Origin of the sequence: Micromonospora sp. NPDC127501 (assembly GCF_040302185.1) — a bacterium.
In the GTDB taxonomy this organism is placed as follows: domain Bacteria; phylum Actinomycetota; class Actinomycetes; order Mycobacteriales; family Micromonosporaceae; genus Micromonospora.
This window is the reverse complement of the sequence record NZ_JBEORJ010000011.1, coordinates 110,956-129,689: the sequence shown is the minus strand read 5'-3', so window position 1 is coordinate 129,689 and position 18,734 is coordinate 110,956. Positions and strand designations below refer to the sequence as shown.

Annotated in this window: 18 protein-coding genes; 8 read left to right on the top strand and 10 right to left on the bottom strand. The window is 72.6% G+C overall.

From position 1 onward, the window contains the following. Positions 1–34 precede the first annotated feature (34 nt). From ABTW72_RS24065 to ABTW72_RS24045, 5 genes are read right to left on the bottom strand one after another with little or no spacing between them, the layout of a single operon-like run. Positions 35–649: a hypothetical protein gene (locus tag ABTW72_RS24065; RefSeq protein WP_350862030.1), complete on the bottom strand. Its 615-nt coding sequence runs from the start codon at positions 647–649 to the stop codon at positions 35–37. Next, positions 646–2,034, bottom strand: a complete 1,389-nt coding sequence (locus ABTW72_RS24060; RefSeq protein ID WP_350862028.1) for a hypothetical protein — start codon at positions 2,032–2,034, stop codon at positions 646–648. Before ABTW72_RS24060 ends, ABTW72_RS24065 begins: the two co-directional genes overlap by 4 nt. After that, positions 2,031–2,831: an ABC transporter ATP-binding protein gene (locus ABTW72_RS24055; protein WP_210784928.1), complete on the bottom strand. Its 801-nt coding sequence runs from the start codon at positions 2,829–2,831 to the stop codon at positions 2,031–2,033. Before ABTW72_RS24055 ends, ABTW72_RS24060 begins: the two co-directional genes overlap by 4 nt. A 34-nt stretch (positions 2,832–2,865) precedes the next feature. Then, on the bottom strand, positions 2,866–3,669 hold the full coding sequence (locus ABTW72_RS24050; protein WP_350862026.1) for a cupin domain-containing protein: 804 nt from the start codon (positions 3,667–3,669) through the stop codon (positions 2,866–2,868). Next, complete coding sequence (locus ABTW72_RS24045) at positions 3,666–4,217, bottom strand: RNA polymerase sigma factor (protein ID WP_350862024.1); 552 nt, start codon at positions 4,215–4,217, stop codon at positions 3,666–3,668. The genes ABTW72_RS24050 and ABTW72_RS24045 overlap by 4 nt, the downstream gene beginning before the upstream one ends. A 307-nt stretch (positions 4,218–4,524) precedes the next feature. Here ABTW72_RS24045 and ABTW72_RS24040 point away from each other — a divergent pair, with 307 nt between their 5' ends. After that, positions 4,525–5,817, top strand: a complete 1,293-nt coding sequence (locus ABTW72_RS24040) for a multidrug effflux MFS transporter (RefSeq protein WP_350862022.1) — start codon at positions 4,525–4,527, stop codon at positions 5,815–5,817. 49 nt (positions 5,818–5,866) lie between these two features. Here the strand turns inward: ABTW72_RS24040 and ABTW72_RS24035 are convergent, their stop codons facing one another. Further along, complete coding sequence (locus ABTW72_RS24035; RefSeq protein WP_350862020.1) at positions 5,867–6,538, bottom strand: hypothetical protein; 672 nt, start codon at positions 6,536–6,538, stop codon at positions 5,867–5,869. 23 nt (positions 6,539–6,561) lie between these two features. On the opposite strand from ABTW72_RS24035, the gene ABTW72_RS24030 reads away from it, so the two are divergent. Both ABTW72_RS24030 and ABTW72_RS24025 read left to right on the top strand, forming a co-directional pair. After that, positions 6,562–7,080 (top strand): acyl-CoA thioesterase, encoded by a 519-nt coding sequence (locus tag ABTW72_RS24030; protein WP_091394150.1) that lies wholly within the window; start codon positions 6,562–6,564, stop codon positions 7,078–7,080. A gap of 143 nt (positions 7,081–7,223) precedes the next feature. Beyond that, on the top strand, positions 7,224–9,221 hold the full coding sequence (locus tag ABTW72_RS24025) for an acetoacetate--CoA ligase (RefSeq protein WP_350862018.1): 1,998 nt from the start codon (positions 7,224–7,226) through the stop codon (positions 9,219–9,221). Between the two features lie 107 nt (positions 9,222–9,328). Here ABTW72_RS24025 and ABTW72_RS24020 read toward each other — a convergent pair whose 3' ends face one another. Continuing rightward, a complete protein-coding gene (locus ABTW72_RS24020) occupies positions 9,329–10,018 on the bottom strand; it encodes a TIGR03089 family protein (protein ID WP_350862016.1) in 690 nt (229 codons plus the stop codon). Between the two features lie 153 nt (positions 10,019–10,171). Here ABTW72_RS24020 and ABTW72_RS24015 point away from each other — a divergent pair, with 153 nt between their 5' ends. Next, complete coding sequence (locus tag ABTW72_RS24015; protein ID WP_350862014.1) at positions 10,172–11,317, top strand: glycosyltransferase family 4 protein; 1,146 nt, start codon at positions 10,172–10,174, stop codon at positions 11,315–11,317. Positions 11,318–11,380: 63 nt separating this feature from the next. Beyond that, positions 11,381–12,472 (top strand): mannose-1-phosphate guanylyltransferase, encoded by a 1,092-nt coding sequence (locus ABTW72_RS24010; RefSeq protein ID WP_350862012.1) that lies wholly within the window; start codon positions 11,381–11,383, stop codon positions 12,470–12,472. Here the strand turns inward: ABTW72_RS24010 and ABTW72_RS24005 are convergent. Beyond that, entirely contained in the window at positions 12,441–13,058 is a 618-nt protein-coding gene (locus tag ABTW72_RS24005) for an NUDIX hydrolase (protein ID WP_350862010.1), read from the bottom strand. The genes ABTW72_RS24010 and ABTW72_RS24005 overlap by 32 nt on opposite strands. Before the next feature lie 39 nt (positions 13,059–13,097). Here ABTW72_RS24005 and ABTW72_RS24000 point away from each other — a divergent pair, with 39 nt between their 5' ends. Both ABTW72_RS24000 and ABTW72_RS23995 read left to right on the top strand, forming a co-directional pair. Continuing rightward, positions 13,098–14,144, top strand: coding sequence for a hypothetical protein (locus tag ABTW72_RS24000; protein ID WP_350862008.1), 1,047 nt, complete (start codon positions 13,098–13,100; stop codon positions 14,142–14,144). Between the two features lie 278 nt (positions 14,145–14,422). Beyond that, a complete protein-coding gene (locus ABTW72_RS23995) occupies positions 14,423–15,415 on the top strand; it encodes an ArsR/SmtB family transcription factor (protein WP_350862006.1) in 993 nt (330 codons plus the stop codon). Between the two features lie 30 nt (positions 15,416–15,445). Here ABTW72_RS23995 and ABTW72_RS23990 read toward each other — a convergent pair whose 3' ends face one another. Then, complete coding sequence (locus tag ABTW72_RS23990; RefSeq protein WP_350862004.1) at positions 15,446–16,531, bottom strand: coenzyme F420-0:L-glutamate ligase; 1,086 nt, start codon at positions 16,529–16,531, stop codon at positions 15,446–15,448. Continuing rightward, positions 16,528–17,475, bottom strand: a complete 948-nt coding sequence (gene cofD, locus ABTW72_RS23985) for a 2-phospho-L-lactate transferase (RefSeq protein WP_350862002.1) — start codon at positions 17,473–17,475, stop codon at positions 16,528–16,530. Before cofD ends, ABTW72_RS23990 begins: the two co-directional genes overlap by 4 nt. A gap of 97 nt (positions 17,476–17,572) precedes the next feature. On the opposite strand from cofD, the gene ABTW72_RS23980 reads away from it, so the two are divergent. Further along, complete coding sequence (locus tag ABTW72_RS23980) at positions 17,573–18,571, top strand: hypothetical protein (RefSeq protein WP_350862000.1); 999 nt, start codon at positions 17,573–17,575, stop codon at positions 18,569–18,571. Positions 18,572–18,734 lie beyond the last annotated feature (163 nt).

Genomic DNA, 18,734 nt, shown 5'->3' with positions numbered 1-18,734 from the left:
GGTGCTCCGGGATCCCGGAGCACCGGAGCGTCCGTCACCGGTCCGGGGCCGTCTCGCTCACCGGCCGCACGGGGCAACCCCGCAGGGCGTACGCGAGCAGACCCGTCACCGCCAGGGCGGCGGCGCACGCGGTGGCGGCGGTGCTGCCGGCGGGTTGGATCAACCAGCCGGCGAGCTGCATCTTCAGATCCTGGCTGGGCCCCATCATCGGCAGCACCGCGACGAGGGTCCAGGTCAGCGGAGCGATCCAGGCCAGGGCGGCACCCAGCACCGTGGCGCCGAGCGCGGTGAGCCCGAGCAGCCCGGCGGTGTTGCGCAGCATGAGGACGAACGGTTCGTAGCGCGTGTCGGTGATCATGCTGAGGGACAGCAGCGCGGTGATCGCGGCGGCGGCGAGCAGCAGGTGCCCGGCACGGCGTACCGGCCAGTTGACCGCCATGGTGTGGTCGAGGGCGTCGTCGGCCCCGTTGAGGGTGGTGCCGACCGCGACCACCGCCAGCATGATGACGAGGCTGGCCGTCCGGGCGCTGATGACCGTCGAGTCGGTGTAGGCCAGCGACAGCGCCCAGGTCAGCGCGATCAACGAGGTAGCGGTGGCCAGGGCGAGGGGCACCCGGCGGGAGCGCAGGTGCAGCTGGAGCCACCTCACGGCTGGTCCCCCGGCAGGATCGCCACCAGCTCGTCGTCCCGGCAGGCCAGTACGCCCTCGCGTACCGCTGCCATCCGACGTCGTTGCTCGACCTCCGGCAGGCTCACCAGCGCCTGGTACGCGCTCGTCAGCAGCGCCATCTCCTCGGGTGCCCATCCGGTCTGCGGGGCCGGTGGTCGACCGGTCAGCCAGGCGGCGGCGACCATCCGGGCCCGGTACACGTCGCCCCGAACCGACTGGTCGCCGCACTCCTGCTGCCAGGCGGCCTCCAGCAGGGACGGCAGGAAGTAGTCACCGGACAGGTCGGCGCGGCCGACGCGGTCGATGGTGGGGGTGTCGAAGACGATCGTGTCGGCGGAGTGCCGGGCCGGCGCGGTGTGCGGGTCCAGCCGCGCCCAGTAGGTGACCTGTCGGGTCTCCACCGCCCGGACGGGTGCGTTGGGTAGCTTCGCCGCCATCATGTCGAGCGCCTGGCGGGCGGGGCCGACGACGGCGGGCAGCAGCCCGGCGTGTGCCCGCGTCACGCAGACCTGTGGGCCGTCGTTGTCGCAGACCAGCTCGATGGCGACCGGGTCGACGACCGCCGCCCCGCGGGCTCCGCCGACGGGCAGCAGCGGTAGGGCGACCGCGACGCCGAGCAGCGCCGGGAGCACGGCGAACGCGATCGCGCGGCGACGGACCGCGCCCAGCAGCAGCAGGCCGGTCGCGGCGAGGGACACCAGCCACAGCGCCTGGAGCAGGCTGACCCGCGTCGCGATCGTCTGGAAGTCGTCCAGGCCGGTGATCGCCGGCACGAGCAGCACCGCCGCCGGTTCCGGGCGGAGCTGCGTGAGATCCGTGCTCATCGCGGGTGACATGGCCAGCTCCGGCACCAACCCCACCAGGACGAACCCGACCACGGCGAGGACCGGCGCGGTGATCACCCGGGGCACGGCCCGGCCGGCGGCCATGCCCAGCCAACCCGCCGCGATCAGCGCCGGAACGCCGACCGCGAAGACGACGATCGTCGCGCTCGGGAAGTAGTTCGACGTCGGCACCACCCACCCGGCCGCGATGAGAAACACCAGGAGGTACGCGGTCACGACCGAGACCGCGAGAGCGCCGGCGGTCGGGACGACGCGCTGCCACCGCGGCCGGACGGTGCTGGCGAACAACTCGTTGACCCGGTGACGCGCGTCGCGCCGGCCCATCCACGCCCCACCGGCCAGCGCGAGCGGCAGCAGCACCATCAGCAGCGACCGGGCCATCACCGCCAGCTGCATCCACCGCCCCGCGAAGAACTGGGTGGACGACAGCAGCAACGCCGCGCCGGCCACCAGTATCAGCAGGGCGGTGCCCAGTGCCGCCGAGCGGCGCAGTTCGATGCGGAGGATGCGTCCCGTCATGCCGACACCCGCCCACGGTAGGCGCGCAGGACCGACGAGTAGCCACGTTCGGTGGCGCTGTCACCGGCGTCGCCGGCCCCGCCCTGTTCGGTCAGTTGCCCGGTGGTGCCCTGCCACACCAACCGGCCCTCACTGATCAGCACCACGTCGGAGCAGGCCACCGCGACGTCCTCGACCAGGTGGGTGGAGACGAGTACGCAGCTGTCCAGGCCGATCTCCCGCAGCAGTTCGCGGAAGTCGAGGCGCTGCTCCGGGTCCAGGCCGACCGTCGGCTCGTCGAGTAGCAGCACCGCCGGGTCGTTGACGATCGCCTGGGCGATGCCGGCGCGGCGCAGCATCCCGCCGGACAGCGTCTTCATCCGGGAGTCGGCGCGGTCCGCCAGACCCACCCGTTCGACTGCCCGCTGCACCGCGCCAGGGATGACCGCCTTCGGCATCTCCTTGAGCCAGGCGATGTACTCGACGAACTCCCGGACGGTGAAGCGCGGGTAGAAGCCGAAGTGCTGCGGCAGGTAGCCCAGGCCGCGGCGTACCTGGCGGAGGTCGGCGTTGCCGGTGACCTCGCCACCGAGCAGGGTCAGCCGCCCACCGGCCGGCTTCAACACCGTGGCCAGGGCTCGCATCAATGTCGTCTTTCCGGCGCCGTTGGGGCCGAGCAGCCCGTGCACACCGGTGCCCAACCTCAGGTCCAGCTCGTTGACCGCGAGGTGTCGGCCGGCCCGTACCTGCAACTTCTCGGCGTGCACCGCCCACGCGTAGGTGGACGGGGCGGTCTCGGCCACGCTGACCGTACGCATCATGATCTCTCCATTCGGCCCAGGCTCGATGTCGTCATCGGTGCAGAAGGTTCTGGTGCGGTCCGTACGGCCGTCGCCGGGCTCGGACGAGTACGACGGCCGTCGACGCCACGGTGGCGAGCGCCCACCCCGGCAGGCTGCCGCCGGTGAGGACCGTCGGAAGTCGCCCGTCGGCGAGGCTCGGCACGACCACACCGGCGGACCAGGCGACGGTCAACGCGAGTGCGGCGCGGTCGACCCCCACCACCGTGCCCAGCGCCAACGCGCCGGCGGTGAAACCCAGGGCGGGCAGCAACCAGAGACCGGGGGAGTGCCCGGTGACCCAGCCCGCCACCGCCAGCACCGGTATGACCGCCGACAGCACCCCCAACGTGCGGCGCATCAGCAGCGGCAGCCCGCTGCGGGGCATGGTGGCCGTCAGTTCCCAGGCCGGGTCGAGGCGCCGGCTCCAGACCGCGGCCACCGGCAGCAGCGGCGCCACCGGCGCGATCAGGAGCACCAGCGACGGAAGGCTGTTGAACGTCCACTCGAACAGGGCCGCGGCCAGCATCAACCCGGTGGCGGTGACCAGCCAGGGCAGCACCCGGGCGGCGATCCCGGTGCGCAGCAGCCGGTGACGGCGTACCGGACCCGGGCCGCTGGCGATTCCGGTGGCGATTCCGTCGGCCACCCGGTCCAGCAGGTCGCGGGTGCCCGGGTCGACGGCGTCCGTGAGCACCTCTCGGCAGGCGGCGCAGCTCTCCAGGTGCGCCTCGACCGCCCAGATGGTCGTGTCGTCGACGCCGGCAGCACCGGAGGCGTACTGGGTGATGAGGGTGGGCGTCGGGTGAGTGGTCATGACAGCGCCTCCCGGAGGGCGATTCGGGCCCGCCGGGCCCGGGTCTTCACGGTCCCCTCCGGCATGCCGAGCAGCAGAGCGGTCTCCCGTGCGGTCAAGCCGTCGAGGACCATCGAACGCAGCACCTGACGGAGTTCCGCCGGTAACTCGTGCAGGGCTCGCTCCAGGTTGGCGTCCAACCCGCCGGCCAGCGCCTCGTCCTCGGCCGCCGGAGCCACGGTCTCGAAGGTCGGCACCGACGGGACCCGCTCCCGTCGGGCCCGGTGGCGGAACGCGTCGATCAGCCGGTGCGCGGCGATCGTCCACAACCAGCCCACCGCGCTGCCGGAGGTGGAGGACTGCGCCTGGCTGCCGGCCGACCGCCAGACCGCCAGGTACGTCTCCTGCAACACCTCGGCCACCACGTCCTCGTCGGCGCAGCGCCGACGCAGTCGCGCGGTCAACCACGGAGCGGTACGCCGGTACAGCGCGTCGAACGCGCGCCGGTCGCCCCGAGCGACGCGGCGAAGGAGTTCACCCTCGTCGAGTCCGTCCAGACTTTGTTTCACACCAGGCAAGACGACGCGTACCCCCACGCCGGTTCTGACCCTGCTGTGACCCTGGTCACAGTCGGCCGGGGTGAACGGGGCGTGGTGACTCTCCACACACCGGGAACGTCACCCGTCGCCGAGGTGTTGCCGAGCGAGAGGATCACCCTCGGATCATCGGCCCACCCGGCCGCCCCCGCCACGCCCCCTGCCTCGTCACGTCCACGCCGCCCACCGTCGGGCACCCCACGCCGTGCCGCCACGTCCACGCGGTCCCGGTGACGTCCCGCGCCGCCGCTCGGGACGACGCGCCCGCAGAGAGATCGAGATGATGAAGCAGTTGGTGGAGAAGACCGGACGCGATTCCGCCGTCGCGCAAGAAGTGCTGCCCGGCGACCTGATGACCAACCGTCAGCGGGCGCAACTCGTCCTCGTGCTGGGCGCGTTGATTGCAATCGGGCCGTTGACCATCGACATGTACCTGCCCGCGCTACCCGCCATCACGGCGGGCCTGCAGACCACCGAAACCGCTGTGCAGTTGACGCTGACCGGCACGCTTGTCGGCCTCGCGTTGGGCCAGTTGCTGATCGGGCCGCTCTCCGACGTGGTCGGACGGCGGGTGCCGCTGCTGGCCGGGCTGGCCGCGCACATCGTGGCCTCCGTGCTGTGCGTCTTCGCACCCAACATCGCGGTGCTCGGTGGGCTGCGCGTACTCCAGGGTCTCGGCGTCGCCGCCGCCACAGTGGTCGCGACGGCAGTGGTTCGCGACCTGTTCAGCGGGGCCTCCTTCGCCCGGATCTTCTCCCGGCTGATGCTCGTCATGGGCCTGGCGCCCATCCTCGCGCCGACCCTGGGGAGCGGCCTGCTGAGCTGGACCGACTGGCGGGGCGTCTTCGCGGCGCTGGCGGTGCTGGGCGCGCTGCTGATCGTCGTGGCCGCGTTCCGGCTCCCGGAGACCCTTCCGGTCGCGCGTCGGCGGCACGGCGGGGTGCGGGCCACCCTGCGCGACTACCGGGGGTTGGTCAACGACCGGGCGTTCGTCGGGCTGGTGCTGGTCGCCGGGCTGGCGATGGCGGCCCTGTTCGCGTACGTCTCGGGTTCGTCGTTCGTGCTCCAGCAGGAGTACGGCCTCGACGAGCAGCAGTTCGGCATCGCCTTCGGGGCCGGCGCGGTGGGCCTGATCGGGGCCACCCAGTTCAACGTTCGGCTGCTGCGCCGCTACACCCCGCAGCAGATCCTGGTCAGCGCCCTGATCGCCGGAACGGCGGCCGGCCTGCTGCTGGTCATGTTCGCGGCGACCGGCATCGGTGGCCTGGGCACCCTGCTCGCGTCACTGTGGCTGGTCCTGGCCGCCGCCGGCCTGGCCCTGCCCAACGCGCCGGCGCTGGCCATGAGCCGGCACAGCGAGGCCGCTGGCACCGCCGCCGCGCTGCTCGGCGCGGTGCAGTTCGGCATCGGCGCGGTCTCGGCCCCACTGGCCGGTCTGTTCGGCACCGGGAGCGTACCGATGGCGATCGTCATCGCGGGTGGCATGGCCGCCGCGCTGATCGTCATGCTCCTCGTGGTTCCCCGCGCCAGCCTCGGCACTGTCGACCCGGATCTGGCGGTCGCGCTGCACTAGCTCGGAAGAGACGAAAGGGGCGGGCCGGTCCACCGGCCCGCCCCGACGATCAGCGGATCTCGGTGGTGTCCTCGGGGCGCGGTTGGCCGCGCGGTGGGGCGGACCAGGGTGATTCTCCACCCACACGGCGGGGCAGCGGCTCGGTCGGTGTCGAGTCCGTCGGGTAACCCAGTGTGAGGGGGGCGCTGTCGCGCTCCGCGGGCGCGGGGGCCGGCCAGTCGGTCAACGTGAAGTCGTCGTTGCGGGGGCCTCCGTCCGACGCGGGGGTGGGTGCCGCGGCCGGCTCGGCGGCCGGGCTCGGCCACTGCCGCCAACGCTGTTGGCTGAAGGTCGCCATCAGCAGCAGCAGGCCGAGCAGGAAGAGCGTGCCGTTCTCCACGGGCAGTCGCAGCGGCAGAGGATCGCCGAGCACCTTCCACTCGTGCGGGATCGCGTCCCGCACCGAGAAGGGCGCCACGAACATCCCGATGTACGGGGTGACCAGCAGCGCACCGGCCACCATCGGGCCCAGCGGCGAGAAGCGCAGCGTGCCGAGCAGGCCCAGCAGGACACCGCCGACACCGAGGTACACGGCCGGCTCGATCAGGTTGGCGGTGTTGAACGTGCCGATCTCCACCCAGCGGTCGACCGTCCGGCTCGACCCGTCCTGCCCCAGTGTGACCAGCACCCAGGTGATGGGCGCCACCACCAGCCCGGCGAGGAAGCTCCAGAGATGTCGCATCCGCGCACCGTACCGTTTTCGACATGACTGAGCACCTCTCCGCCGCTCCAACCGGCAAGCCGACGTCGTACTCGCGCGTCACTCTCAGCAAGATCATGACCGCGGTGGACGTCAACCTCTACGGCACCGTGCACGGCGGGGTTCTGATGAAGTTCGTCGACGACGTGGCCGGGGCCGCTGCCGCCCGACACAGCGGCGGGACCGCGGTGACCGCGGCGATCGACGAGATCGTCTTCTCCGAGGCGGTCCGGGTCGGCGACCTGGTGCACGCGCACGCCCAGGTGAACTGGACCGGCCAGACCTCCATGGAGGTGGGCGTGCGGGTGGTCGCCGAACGGTGGGACTCGGCCGAGGACGCACCGGTCCGGGTGGCCACCGCGTACCTGGTGTTCGTCGGCGTGGACGTCGGCGGGGCGCCGCGGGCGGTCCGCCCGGTGCTGCCGGAGACGGCGGAGGACGAGCGCCGGTACAAGGAGGCGGAGATCCGCCGTGCCCACCGGCTGGCCCGCCGTCGCGCCATCCAGGCCCACCGCGCCGGCTGACCCACATGAGGTGGCGGGTTGGAGTGTGGGACGGGCACGCGTCGGTTGGCCTACCCGGTGCGCAGAATGGCGCTTCGAGGTAGGGCAAGATGGCGCCACGGCCCAGTCACAGTGTCGTGTCGGGCCAGGGGGAGGGTGGAGCAGTGGGTGACATGCTGTGGACGCCGCCGGCGGACGTACGTGAGCGGTCCCGGATCGGTGCCTACCTGCGCTGGCTGCGGGAGCACCGCGGGTTGGACTTCGCCGACTACGACGCGGTGTGGCGCTGGTCCACCACCGATCTGGACGGGTTCTGGCGCTCGATCTGGGACCACTTCGAGGTGATCGCGCACACCCCGCCGACCGCCACCCTGGCCGAGCGGGGGATGCCCGGCGCCCGTTGGTTCCCCGGCGCCACGCTCAACTACGCGGAGAACGTGCTGCGGATGCCGGGGCGGGCCGACGACGACCCGGTGGTGATCTCCCACGGGCAGACCCGCCCGCCGGTCACGTTGACCGCCGGTGAGCTGCGCGAGCAGGTCCGCCGGGTGTCGGCCGGGCTGCGCCGGCTCGGCGTCACCGCCGGTGACCGGGTGGCGGCGTACGCCCCGAACATCGCCGAGACGTACGTCCTGCTGCTGGCCACCGCCAGCCTGGGCGCGATCTTCTCGTCCTGCGCGCCCGAGTTCGGCACCCGTAGCGTCACCGACCGTTGGCAGCAGATCGAACCGGCCGTCCTGGTCGCCGTGGACGGCTACCGGTACGGCGACAAGCCGGTGGACCGGCGTGCCGAGGTCGCCGCGATCCGGGCCGCCCTGCCGTCGCTGCGCCACACCGTCAGCATCGGCTACCTCGACCCGACGGGCGCCGCGCCCGAGGGCGCACTGGGCTGGGCCGAGCTGGCCGCACCCACCGACGAGCCGTTGACGTTCACGCCGGTGCCGTTCGACCACCCGCTCTACGTGCTGTACTCCTCGGGCACCACCGGGCTGCCGAAGCCGATCGTGCACGGCCACGGCGGCATCCTGCTGGAGCACCTGAAGATGCTCGCCCTGCACCACGATCTGGGCCCGGCCGACCGGTTCTTCTGGTTCACCACCACCGGCTGGATGATGTGGAACTTCCTGGTCTCCGGCCCGGCGGTGGGGGCGGCCATCGTGCTCTTCGACGGCAACCCCGGGGTCCGGGCGGAGCCCGGCCGGCCGGCTGAGCCTGACCTCGGCGGGCTGTGGCGGCTGGCGGCGGAGACCGGCACGACGTACTTCGGTACCTCCGCGCCGTACCTGCTGGCCTGCCGTAAGGCCGGGTTGATCCCCCGGGAGGTCGCCGACCTGTCGGCGCTGCGCGGCGTGGGTTCCACCGGTGCTCCACTGCCCGCCGAGGGTTTCCGCTGGGTGTACGAGACCGTCGGCGACCACGTCCAGCTCCAGTCGCTCTCCGGAGGCACCGACGTGTGCACCGGTTTCGTCGGTGGGGTGCCGCTGCTGCCGGTGTACGCCGGTGAGATCGCCTGCCGGGCGTTGGGCGCCAAGGTGGAGGCCCGTTCCGCGGACGGCACGCCGGTCATCGGCGAGCTGGGCGAGCTGGTGATCACCGAACCGATGCCGAGCATGCCGGTGGGCTTCTGGAACGACCCGGACGGCACCCGCTACCGCGAGGCGTACTTCGACGTCTACCCGGGCGTCTGGCGGCACGGTGACTGGATCACCATCAACGAGCGGGGTGGCTGCGTGATCACCGGCCGCTCCGACGCCACCCTGAACCGAGGCGGGGTGCGCCTCGGCACCGCCGAGTTCTACTCGGTGGTGGAAGGGCTCGAGGAGGTGCTCGACTCGGTCGTCGTGCACCTGGAGGACGACGAGGGCGGTGCCGGGGAACTGCTGCTCTTCGTGGTGCTGGCCGAGGGTCTGGAGCTGGACGACCCGATGCGCGCGAAGATCTGCCGTGAACTGCGCACGGCGCTCTCACCCCGGCACGTGCCCGACGAGATCCACCAGGTGCGTTCGGTGCCGCGCACCCTTTCGGCGAAGAAGCTGGAGGTGCCGGTCAAGAAGATCCTCACCGGCACCCCGGTCGACCAGGCCGCGGCGAAGGGCGCCCTGGTCAACCCCGAGTCCCTGACCGCCTTCGCCGCCCTGGCCCGATCCCGCACGACGTCCTGACCCCCGCCCCTCAGGCGTCGATCACGGAGCTGTGGTGCCTCGCAAAAAGGGCATACCAGCATCAGTTGCCCACTGCAACTCCATGATCGACCGAGTGGGGGTGGGGGCTAGGGGAGGGGGTGCGTGACCTTTTCCGTGGCTAGTCGGGCGGTCAGCCGGGTCGGGTCCAGGTTGGCGTTGAGGACCACTGTGGCGGCCCGGGTCAGCGGGGCCAGCAGCCAGTCGACCGGGTCGGGGTGACGGGTGGCGTCCACGAAGATCCGCGCGCCGGGCTCGATGCCCAGTTCCACAGCGCGGGCCTCGGCGCGAGCCAGCAGGTGCGCGTCGGTGGGGCCAGGGCCGGATTGCGGCGTGAAGTGATCACCGTGTCCGCGTACCTCGACGACGTAGTCGGCGAACCCGGGCGGCACCTGCCGAAGTGGGGCGGCGAGCGGGGCCAACCCGAGGGCGTACCGCTCGTCGGCGGACCAGGACTGCGCCTCGTCGAACTGGTCGGCGGCGGCGAAGAGCACCCCCACGTCGCCCGGCGTGTCGACGACGCTCAGCTTGGCCGACCAGCAGGCCAGCAGCACGGCCGCGGTCTGCCAGTGCGGCGGCAGCAGCACGCCGGCCGGGGTGCCCGGCGCGAGGCCGACCTCGTCGACGAGGAGATTGGCGGTCTTCGCCACCCAGTTCGCCAAGGTGACGCCGGAGAGTTCGGTGCGGTCGCCGGTGGCGTCGTCGTACCAGGTGAGCAGCGGTCGGGTCGGGTCGGTCGCGATCGCGTCGGCGAACACCCGGGCAATGTTGTCGGCCATCGGCGCGAACGATACGCCCCTGCGGGCCGTACTCGATGACGATGACAAGTCGGCGTACCGTCGGGTCGCAGTCAGCGTCGGCCCCACGCCCCGGCGTAGGCTTTACCCCCGGAGTGTTGTTCCCCACAGCCCGCCAGTACAAGGAGTCGCCCCGTGACCGCCGGTCGCCCGCCCCGCGTGCTCATCGACGCCACGAGTGTCCCCGCCGACCGTGGTGGTGTCGGTCGATACGTCGACGGTCTGCTCGGTGCCCTCGGCAAGGTGTGCGGGTCGGGGGTGGAGCTGGCGGTGGTCAGTCTCCGCACCGATCTGGAGCGTTACACCCGCATGCTGCCCGGCGCGGAGATCATCCCGGCCCCGGCCGCCGTGGCGCACCGCCCGGCCCGGCTGGCCTGGGAGCAGACCGGCCTGCCGCTGCTCGCTCAGCAGGTGGGCGCAGAGGTGCTGCACTCGCCCTTCTACACCTGCCCGCTTCGGGCCGGGTGTCCGGTCACGGTCACCGTGCACGACGCGACGTTCTTCACCGAGCCGGAGCATTACGACAAGTCGCGCCGCACGTTCTTCCGCAGCGCCATCAAGACCTCGTTGCGCCGCGCCGACCGCGTGATCGTGCCCAGCAAGGCCACCCGGGACGAGCTGATCCGTCTGCTCGACGCCGACCCGACGCGGATCGACGTGGCCTACCACGGCGTCGACCAGGCTGCCTTCCACGCTCCCACCGAGGAGGAGAAGGCGCGGGTACGTGCGCGTCTGGGGCTGGGCAACAGCAGCTACGTCGCCTTCCTCGGTGCCAAGGAGCCTCGCAAGAACGTGCCCAACCTGATCCGTGGGTGGGCGCGGGCCGTGGCTGACCGGGTCGACCCGCCGGCCCTGGTGATCGCCGGCGGGCAGGGGCACGACGAGGACATCGACCGGGCGGTGGCCGAGGTGCCGTCGCACCTGCGTCTGCTGCGCCCCGGCTACCTGCGCTACGGCGACCTGCCGGGTTTCCTCGGCGGTGCCCTGGTCGCCGCCTACCCGTCCTACGGCGAGGGGTTCGGGCTGCCGATCCTGGAGGCGATGGCGTGCGCCGCCCCGGTGCTGACCACGCCCCGGCTCTCGCTGCCCGAGGTGGGCGGCGACGCGGTCGCGTACACCTCGGAGGACCCGGAGCAGATCGGCACCGACCTGGCCGCCCTGCTCGACGACGAGCAGCGGCGCTTGTCGCTGGCGAAGGCGGGGTTCGACCGGGCCAAGGAGTTCACCTGGGAGTCCAGCGCCGAGGTGCACATCGCGGCGTGGAGTCGCGCCCGTTCCTGATCCTCCGCGCCGCTGCGGGTGACCCGTGCCACTTTGGGCAGGTACGTCGGGCATGATGTGCGGATGCTCTATGCGGTCATTCCGGCAGGTGGCAGTGGCACGAGGTTGTGGCCGTTGTCCCGCGCTGGCCATCCCAAGTTCCTCCACCCGCTGACCGGCACCAGCGCCTCGCTGCTCCAGGCGACCGTGGAACGGCTCGCGCCGCTGACCACACCGGATCGGACCCTTGTGGTCACCGGTGCCGCGCACGTGGCGGCGGTGGCACGGCAGCTGACCGTGCTGCCGGAGGAGAACATCCTGGTCGAGCCCTCCCCCCGGGATTCCTGCGCGGCGATCGCGTTGGCCGCCGCGGTGATCGCGTCGCGTGACCCGAACGCGGTGATGGGCAGCTTCGCGGCCGACCACCTGATCCGCGACACGGACAGCTGGGTCTGCACGGTCCAGGAGGCGGTCCGCGGGGCCGAGCAGGGCCTGCTGATGACCGTCGGGATCACTCCGACCCGTGCGGAGACCGGCTACGGGTACCTGGAGACCGGCGATCCGACCGAGGGTGTGCCGTGGCGGCCGGTGGCCGAGTTCAAGGAGAAGCCGGCCGCCGAGGTCGCCGAGGCGTACGTCCGTTCGGGCCGGCACCTGTGGAACGCGAGCATGTTCGTGTGGCGGGTGGACGTCTTCCTCGCCGAGCTGGCTCGCCAGCAGCCGGCGCTGCACGCCGGCGTCGCCGCGATCGCCGCCGCCTGGGGCACCCCGGAGCAGGACGACGTCCTGGGCGCGATCTGGCCGACCCTGCCGAAAATCTCCGTCGACTACGCGGTGATGGAGGGTGCGGCCACGGCGGGTCGGGTCGCGACGGTGCCGGGCGACTTCGGCTGGAACGACGTCGGTGACTTCCACACCCTGGGTGACGTGCTGCCAACTGACGACGCCGGCAACGTGGTGCTCGGCACGGAGGCCAAGCCGGGCGTGCTGCTGCGGGACAGCAGCAACCTCGTGGTCGTGCCGCAGTCGGGTCGGTTGGTGGCCGTCCTCGGCCTGCGCGACCTGATCGTGGTGGACACCCCGGACGCGGTGCTGGTCTGTCCGCGCGACCGGGCGCAGGACGTCAAGACCCTGGTCGACGAGCTCAAGGAGCGAGGCGAAGAGGGCTACGTCTGAGGGCGGCGAGGGCCGGTGCGACCAGTTGGACGGTCCCGCCGGCCAGCGGCTCGGGCAGCTGGTCCGCTGGGAACCAGCCCAGCTCCTCGGCCTCGTCGCTGACCTGCTCCACCGCCGAGGGCGGGGCGATCATCGCGAACCGGACGTCGTGGTGCGCCGAGCCGCCCTGACACTGCACCTGGTGCACGTCCACGTCGATCGGCACCGGGTCGATGCGCAGGCCGGCGATCCCGGACTCCTCGGTGGCCTCGCGGAGCGCGGCGGCGACCAGGGTCTGGTCGGTCGGCTCGCAGTGCCCGCCGAGCTGCACCCAACGCCCGAACTTGAGGTGCAGGCAGAGCAGCACCCGGGAGCCGGTGGAGTCCAGCACCAACGCGCTGGCGGTGACGTGCCCGGGCCGGTGCTGCCGGCTCATCGCTACCGGGCCGGCGGCGAGCAGCGCGAGGGTCCGGTCGCGCGCGCTGGCCGCGTCCGGGCTGGTGGGCTGCCAGCCCTCCAGCAAAGCGGTGGCGTCGGCGTGCAGCGCCTTGTACGTCTCGGGGTCGGTCGTCTGGGCGGTCGGGCCGGTAATCACGGTGTCGGGCACCCCGCCACTGTACGAGCGTGTGCTCCGTACGCTGGCTCGGTGACCCTGCGACTCGTCGAATTCGTGGTGGCCGGTAACGAGGCCAGCGATCTGCTGCCCGTGCGGTCGGCGGCGCTGCTGCGCGCGTACGGTGCCCGGCGGGGCTTCTGGACGGTGCTGGACGAGGGGCCGGTGGAGCGCTGCCTCGCGCTGCTGCTGGAGCGCGACGACGGGGAGTGGACGGCCCTGCACGTGCGGGCGGACGCCGGTGTGGAGAACGGGCGGACCGAGGACGGTGAGGCGCTCGCCCACCACGACGGCTGGGTGTACGTCTTCGGCTCCCACTTCGGCTCGAAGGCTGGCCCGCTGCGACCTCGGCGCGCCTTCGTGGCCCGGTTCCGTGAGGACGACGCGGCGGCCGGGCCGGTGCCGGTGCACGTGGTGCGCAACTCGTTTCGACTGCACCGGGCGGTGAACGATGCTCTCGCCGCGGCGCCGCTGACCCTCCTGCCGGCGGGGGAGCGGGTGCGGGAGCGGTTCATCGTGGAGACGCTGGCCCGGGGGACCCTCCGGGAGAAGAGCTGGGTGAGTCGGTTGGCCCCGGGCGACCTGCCGTTGAACGTGGAGGCGTCGGCCTTCACCCCGGCCGGGACGGTGCTGCTCGGGCTGCGTTTCCCGGTCACCGATGCCGGTGAGCCGATCCTGGTCGAGGTGGCCGGCGTGCCGGGCATGTTCACGGCCGACCAGGCGTGGCCGCGGGCGTTGGGCGCGTACGTGTTGACCGGGGTCACTCCGCCGGGGCAGCTGACCGGCTTCCGCGCGATCACCCCGACGGTGGACGGCGGGTACACGGCCGTGATCGGGTCGATCGACGCGTTGGGCAAGGGATCGGTTCTGCTCGACGACCATCCGGGCGGGGGCGAGGTCACCTCCCGGCACGTCCGGTTCCGGCTCACCGGCGGCGAGGCGGGCGACGGGCGGCGGCTCGTCGGGGAGCAGGTGGCGGACCTGGCCCCGTTCCACCACGTCGAGGGGGTGGCGGAGCTGGACGGACTGTCGTTCTACGTCACGGACGAGGACCATCGTGTCGCGCTCTGGGTCGGCTGAGCCGGCGCGGGGGCGGGATGACCGGACGGCACCTCTGCGGAGCAAGGGCCGCAGACCCTCGTGGTGCCGTCCGATCACCGGGGCCTCCCCGGTCCCGGTGCCCTGTCAGCACGGGCGTCTAGGACGCGCGGCGCCGTGTTCGGGCATGGGAAGCATGCCCAACCGGCCCCGGAAGCGTCGAGGTTTTTCAGTCCAGGCTTAAAGATGGAGATTACTGCCGGCCAGGTAGAGTCGAACGGTCAACCGGCATCCCCCTGCCGGCGACACGGGAGCGCTCCATGCTGAAGATCCACTTTTCTGGGGAGGACATCCTCCGGACCCGGGTGGCGCCGGCGGCGGACCCGGTCTGGGAGCTGGTCCTCAGCCTGCACGTGCTGCGCGGTCGCACCCGCGATCCGCTGACGGCCAACTGGCGGCGCAGTGTGGCCCGGGATCTGCGCCAGGACTCCGGCTCCGAGCAGCTCCGGCTGCTCTTCGCGTTGAACCCGCCGCGCGGCTACTTCCCCGACTTCCTCACCCCGTACGCCAGCGTCGAGGGCTTCGAGGCCGGGCTGGACGCACTCCGCAGTACCCCCGTCGAGTTGCTGCACCGGGACCTGAGCGTCCTGGCCGCCGAGAACCAGCTGCCCGCCTCGGCGGCCGCGCTCGCTCGGGGTGAGGTGTCGGCGCTGCACCACCTGGCCGAGTCGATGGAGCAGTACCGCTCGTTGGCGATCAGCCCGTACTGGAGCCGGATCCAGGCCGCGGTTGCGGCGGACCGCGCGCGACGGGCGCGGGCGCTGCTCGACGGCGGCGTCGAGGGCCTGCTCACCAGCCTCCGGCCGGCGATGCGCTGGGAGAGCGGGGTGCTGGAGGTCCGCAGCTACCCGCACAGCCGGGAGCTGCACCTGGACGGCCGTGGGCTGCTGCTGGTGCCGTCGTTCTTCTGCGCGGCCACTCCGGTCGCACTGCTCGACCCGGCGCTGCCACCGGTGCTGGTCTACCCGGTGGACCGGCTGGGCGCGCTGGTCTCCGCCGACGCCAGCGCCGCGTCCGGTGCCGGCCGCGAATCACTCGCCGCGCTGCTGGGCCGCACCAGGGCGGCGGTGTTGCAGGCCAGCGACGAGGGCTGCACCACCGGAGAAGTCGCCCGCCAGCTCAACATCTCGCCGGCGGCGGCGAGCCAGCACGCCACGGTGCTGCGCAACGCTGGTCTGCTGGTCAGCCACCGCGAACGCAACAGCGTGCTGCACACGTTGACCCCGCTGGGCCGGGCCATGCTGGACGCGTGACCCGGCCGTTCGCACAGGCCGAGGGCGGCGCTACAGGGCGAGCGCGGCGCTCGCCGGGCTGCCGGGCGGTGGCGGCAACAGGGTCGACCCGACGCCCTGGGCGGCCAGGGCGACGCGCAGCCGGTGCAGGTCGGCGCCGAAGCGGACCAGACCGAGCGGCTCGACGGGCGTCGGGGCCGAGCCGAGCAGCAGGTCGGCGCCGTCCGGCCACCCGGGCATCTCGGCGACCAGACCGGCGCGTACCTCGGCCTCGTCCACCAGGGTGAAGACCGTACCGGGGGCGATCACCTCGGCGACCGCGTCGATGGCCCGTCGCACCGCGGTCAGGTCGGCCGGTGTCGGACCGGGACCGTCGGTCAGGGTGGCGGCGTCGGAGAGCCCGGCGGCGCGGGCCTCGGCGGTACCGAGCGAGAACAGGTCCTGCGCCGCGTCGCGGATCAGCGCCCGCGCCCCACCGGCGTCGTCCGGGTTGGTGGCGGGCAGGTAACCCCGCACCACCGCGACGGGCACCTGATCGCACTTGCCCTTGATCAGCTCGCCGGCGCCCGCCAGTTCGTCCACCACGGCCATCTGGGTCAACTGCAACTCGTTGCCGTACGGGTCGACCTCGCCCCGGTGGTCGCGGATGGCCGGCATCCCGGCCACCCCGAGCGCCACATCGGTGAGCCCGTTGCGCCAGGGCCGGCCCATCGTGTCGCTGATGATCACAGCCAGGTCCAGGTCGTAGCGCTCCCGCAGCGCGCCCCGCAGAGCCCGCGCCGAGGCGTCCGGGTCGACCGGCAGCAGCACCAGCTGGGTCTTGTCCACGTTCGACGCGTCGATCCCCGCCGAGGCCATGACGAAGCCGTGGTGGGTCTGCACGATCCGGGTCGCCCCCCGGCTGGCGACCACCCGGGCGGTCTCACCGGCCAGGACCTCGTCCCGGGCGGCCAGCCGTTCCGGCCCGTCCGCCGGCACGTCGACGAGCCGCCCCTCCGCCTTGGACACGATCTTGCTGGTCACCACCAGCACGTCGCCGTTGCGCAGCCATGGCGCAGCGGTCGCGATCACCGCGGCCAGGTCGTCACCCTCGGTCACGTGGCCGATGCCGAGCACCGGCAGAATCTCCAGCCTCACGTCAACTCCACCGCGGCGCGGACCATGGCCGCCGTCGCCGCCTCGTCGGTCATCCGCAGCGGCACCGCGCGGACCGTCACCTCGGGCACCACGGTGCCCGCGTCCTCCTCGGCCACCAGCCAACCGTCGAGCAGACCGCCGCTCGCCCGGCCGCCGTAGAGCCGACCCACCCCCGCCGCGCTGCACTCCACACCGAGCACGGCCAGGCAACGGTCGGCCATCCCCCGCACCGGCGCGCCGCCGATGATCGGAGAGACACCCACCACCGGCGCCGGGCCGTCCGCCACCGCCGCACGCAGCCCGGGTACGGCCAGCACCGGCGCGACGCTCACCACCGGGTTGCTCGGCGCGATCAGCACCAGGTCGGCCGAGGCGATCGCGTCCAGCACCCCGGGGGCCGGCTTCGCCGTCTCCGCGCCGACGAACACGAAACGGTGCGTGAGGATGTCGGCCCGATACCGCACCCACCACTCCTGGAAGTGGATCGCCCGCTGACCCTGGTCGTCCTCCACCACGGCATGGGTCTCCAGGCGGTCGTCCGTCGCCGGCACCAGGCGTACGCCCGGCTCCCAGCGGCTGGCCACCGCCTCGGTGACCGCGCTCAACGGGTAACCGCCGTTGAGCATGGTGCTGCGGACCAGGTGGGTGGCGATGTCCTTGTCGCCGAGGCCGAACCAGGTCGGCTCCGCCCCGTACGCGGCCAGCTCCTGTTTGACCGTCCAGCTCTCGCCGACCCGACCCCAGCCCCGTTCCGGGTCGGCGCCCCCGCCGAGGGTGTACATGACGCTGTCCAGGTCGGGGCAGATCTTCAACCCGTGTAACCACAGGTCGTCGCCGACGTTGACAACGGCGGTCACCTCCGCGCCGACGTCACGGGCGTACGCCCGGACCCCGAGCAGGAACCGGGCGCCGCCGATGCCGCCGGCCAGTACCACGATGCGCATGTCGACCATCCTCGCGCACGTGACGCCTCCGATCCGTGGGTGGCCCGGGAGACTAGGCTCACGTGCACCTGTCCGTTGATGCCCCGAGGGGGAGCTCGTGACCAGCCCCGCCGAGCCCGCGTCCGCCGACGCGACGCAGGCCCGCCAGCTGACCAAGCCGCTACGGGAGCTCGCCGCGCTCGCGCTGCTTGGCGCCAACGCCGTGTTCCTCTTCGTGGGCCTGCTCCGGCTCATCGCCCCGAACGACTACAGCTCCTTCACCGACCGCGCGGGCAGCGCCTTCTACGCGTTCGTCGGGGTGGAGGCGGTGGGTCTGCCACTGCTGGCGGTGCTCCTGGCCACGCACATCTCGCCGGTGTTGGCGAAGGCGAAGCTGATCACGCAGGCCGCTGTCGTCGAGTACGCGGTCAGCGCCCTGTTCGGCACGCTGACCATGCTGATCTGGACGGTGGGTCGGCTGGCCGAGGCCGAGGTCCTCGACGCGCTGCTCGGCGTGCTCACCCGGTTCGCCTGGATGGTGATCCTCGCGGTCGCCGCCTGGGTGGTCTACACCATCTGGCGCGCCCATTACTACGTGCCGCGCCCCAAGCCGCAGCCGGGCGTCTACGGCCAGCCCCAGCCGGGCTGGCCGCAGCAGCAGGGCGGTTGGCCGGCCCCGGGTCAGCCCGGCGGCCAGCCGCAGGGTGGATGGCCCGCTCCGGGCCAGCCTGGCGGCGGCTACCCGCAGGCCGGTCAGCCGGGTGGTTACCCGCAGGCGGGCCAGTACGGCCAGCAGTCGCCGCCGTTCCAGGCCCCGCAGTCCGCGCCGCCGCACCCGCAGTCGGCCCCGCCGCACCCGCAGTCGGCCCCGCCGTTCCCGCAGTCCGCGCCGCCGTTCCAGGCACCGCAGTCCGCGCCGCCGGCGAACCCCGCTCCCCAGTCGGCGCCGCCGTCCCCGGCCGCGCCGCCGTTCGGGCAGCCACCGTCGGCCGACCCCACTCAGGCGATCCCGCGCCAGTCCGCCGACCCGACCGAGGTCATCTCCCACCCTGCCGACCCGGACACCGACCGCACCCAACACATCAGGCCCAACGACCACCCCGACCAGCCCCGCTGAGTCCGTCACGATCAGCAGCCCAGTCTGACGGTCCCGCCCGTGCCGGCTACGCCGGTAGCGGCGCGGGTGGGAGCCGGCAGGGTAGATCTTGGACACTTTCCGTTCCGCGTTGACGGAAACTGTCCAAGATTGCCAGCTGCGGGGGTGTGAACGGCCTGGGTCG

Coding starts and splice junctions, on each gene's coding strand:
- ABTW72_RS24040 (WP_350862022.1), top strand. CDS start 4,525: ATGATGAAGCAGTTGGTGGAGAAGACCGGACGCGATTCCGCCGTCGCG.
- ABTW72_RS24030 (WP_091394150.1), top strand. CDS start 6,562: ATGACTGAGCACCTCTCCGCCGCTCCAACCGGCAAGCCGACGTCGTAC.
- cofD (WP_350862002.1), bottom strand. CDS start 17,475: ATGCGCATCGTGGTACTGGCCGGCGGCATCGGCGGCGCCCGGTTCCTG.
- ABTW72_RS24035 (WP_350862020.1), bottom strand. CDS start 6,538: ATGCGACATCTCTGGAGCTTCCTCGCCGGGCTGGTGGTGGCGCCCATC.
- ABTW72_RS24010 (WP_350862012.1), top strand. CDS start 11,381: ATGCTCTATGCGGTCATTCCGGCAGGTGGCAGTGGCACGAGGTTGTGG.
- ABTW72_RS24060 (WP_350862028.1), bottom strand. CDS start 2,034: ATGACGGGACGCATCCTCCGCATCGAACTGCGCCGCTCGGCGGCACTG.
- ABTW72_RS24050 (WP_350862026.1), bottom strand. CDS start 3,669: ATGACCACTCACCCGACGCCCACCCTCATCACCCAGTACGCCTCCGGT.
- ABTW72_RS24055 (WP_210784928.1), bottom strand. CDS start 2,831: ATGCGTACGGTCAGCGTGGCCGAGACCGCCCCGTCCACCTACGCGTGG.
- ABTW72_RS23995 (WP_350862006.1), top strand. CDS start 14,423: ATGCTGAAGATCCACTTTTCTGGGGAGGACATCCTCCGGACCCGGGTG.
- ABTW72_RS24020 (WP_350862016.1), bottom strand. CDS start 10,018: ATGGCCGACAACATTGCCCGGGTGTTCGCCGACGCGATCGCGACCGAC.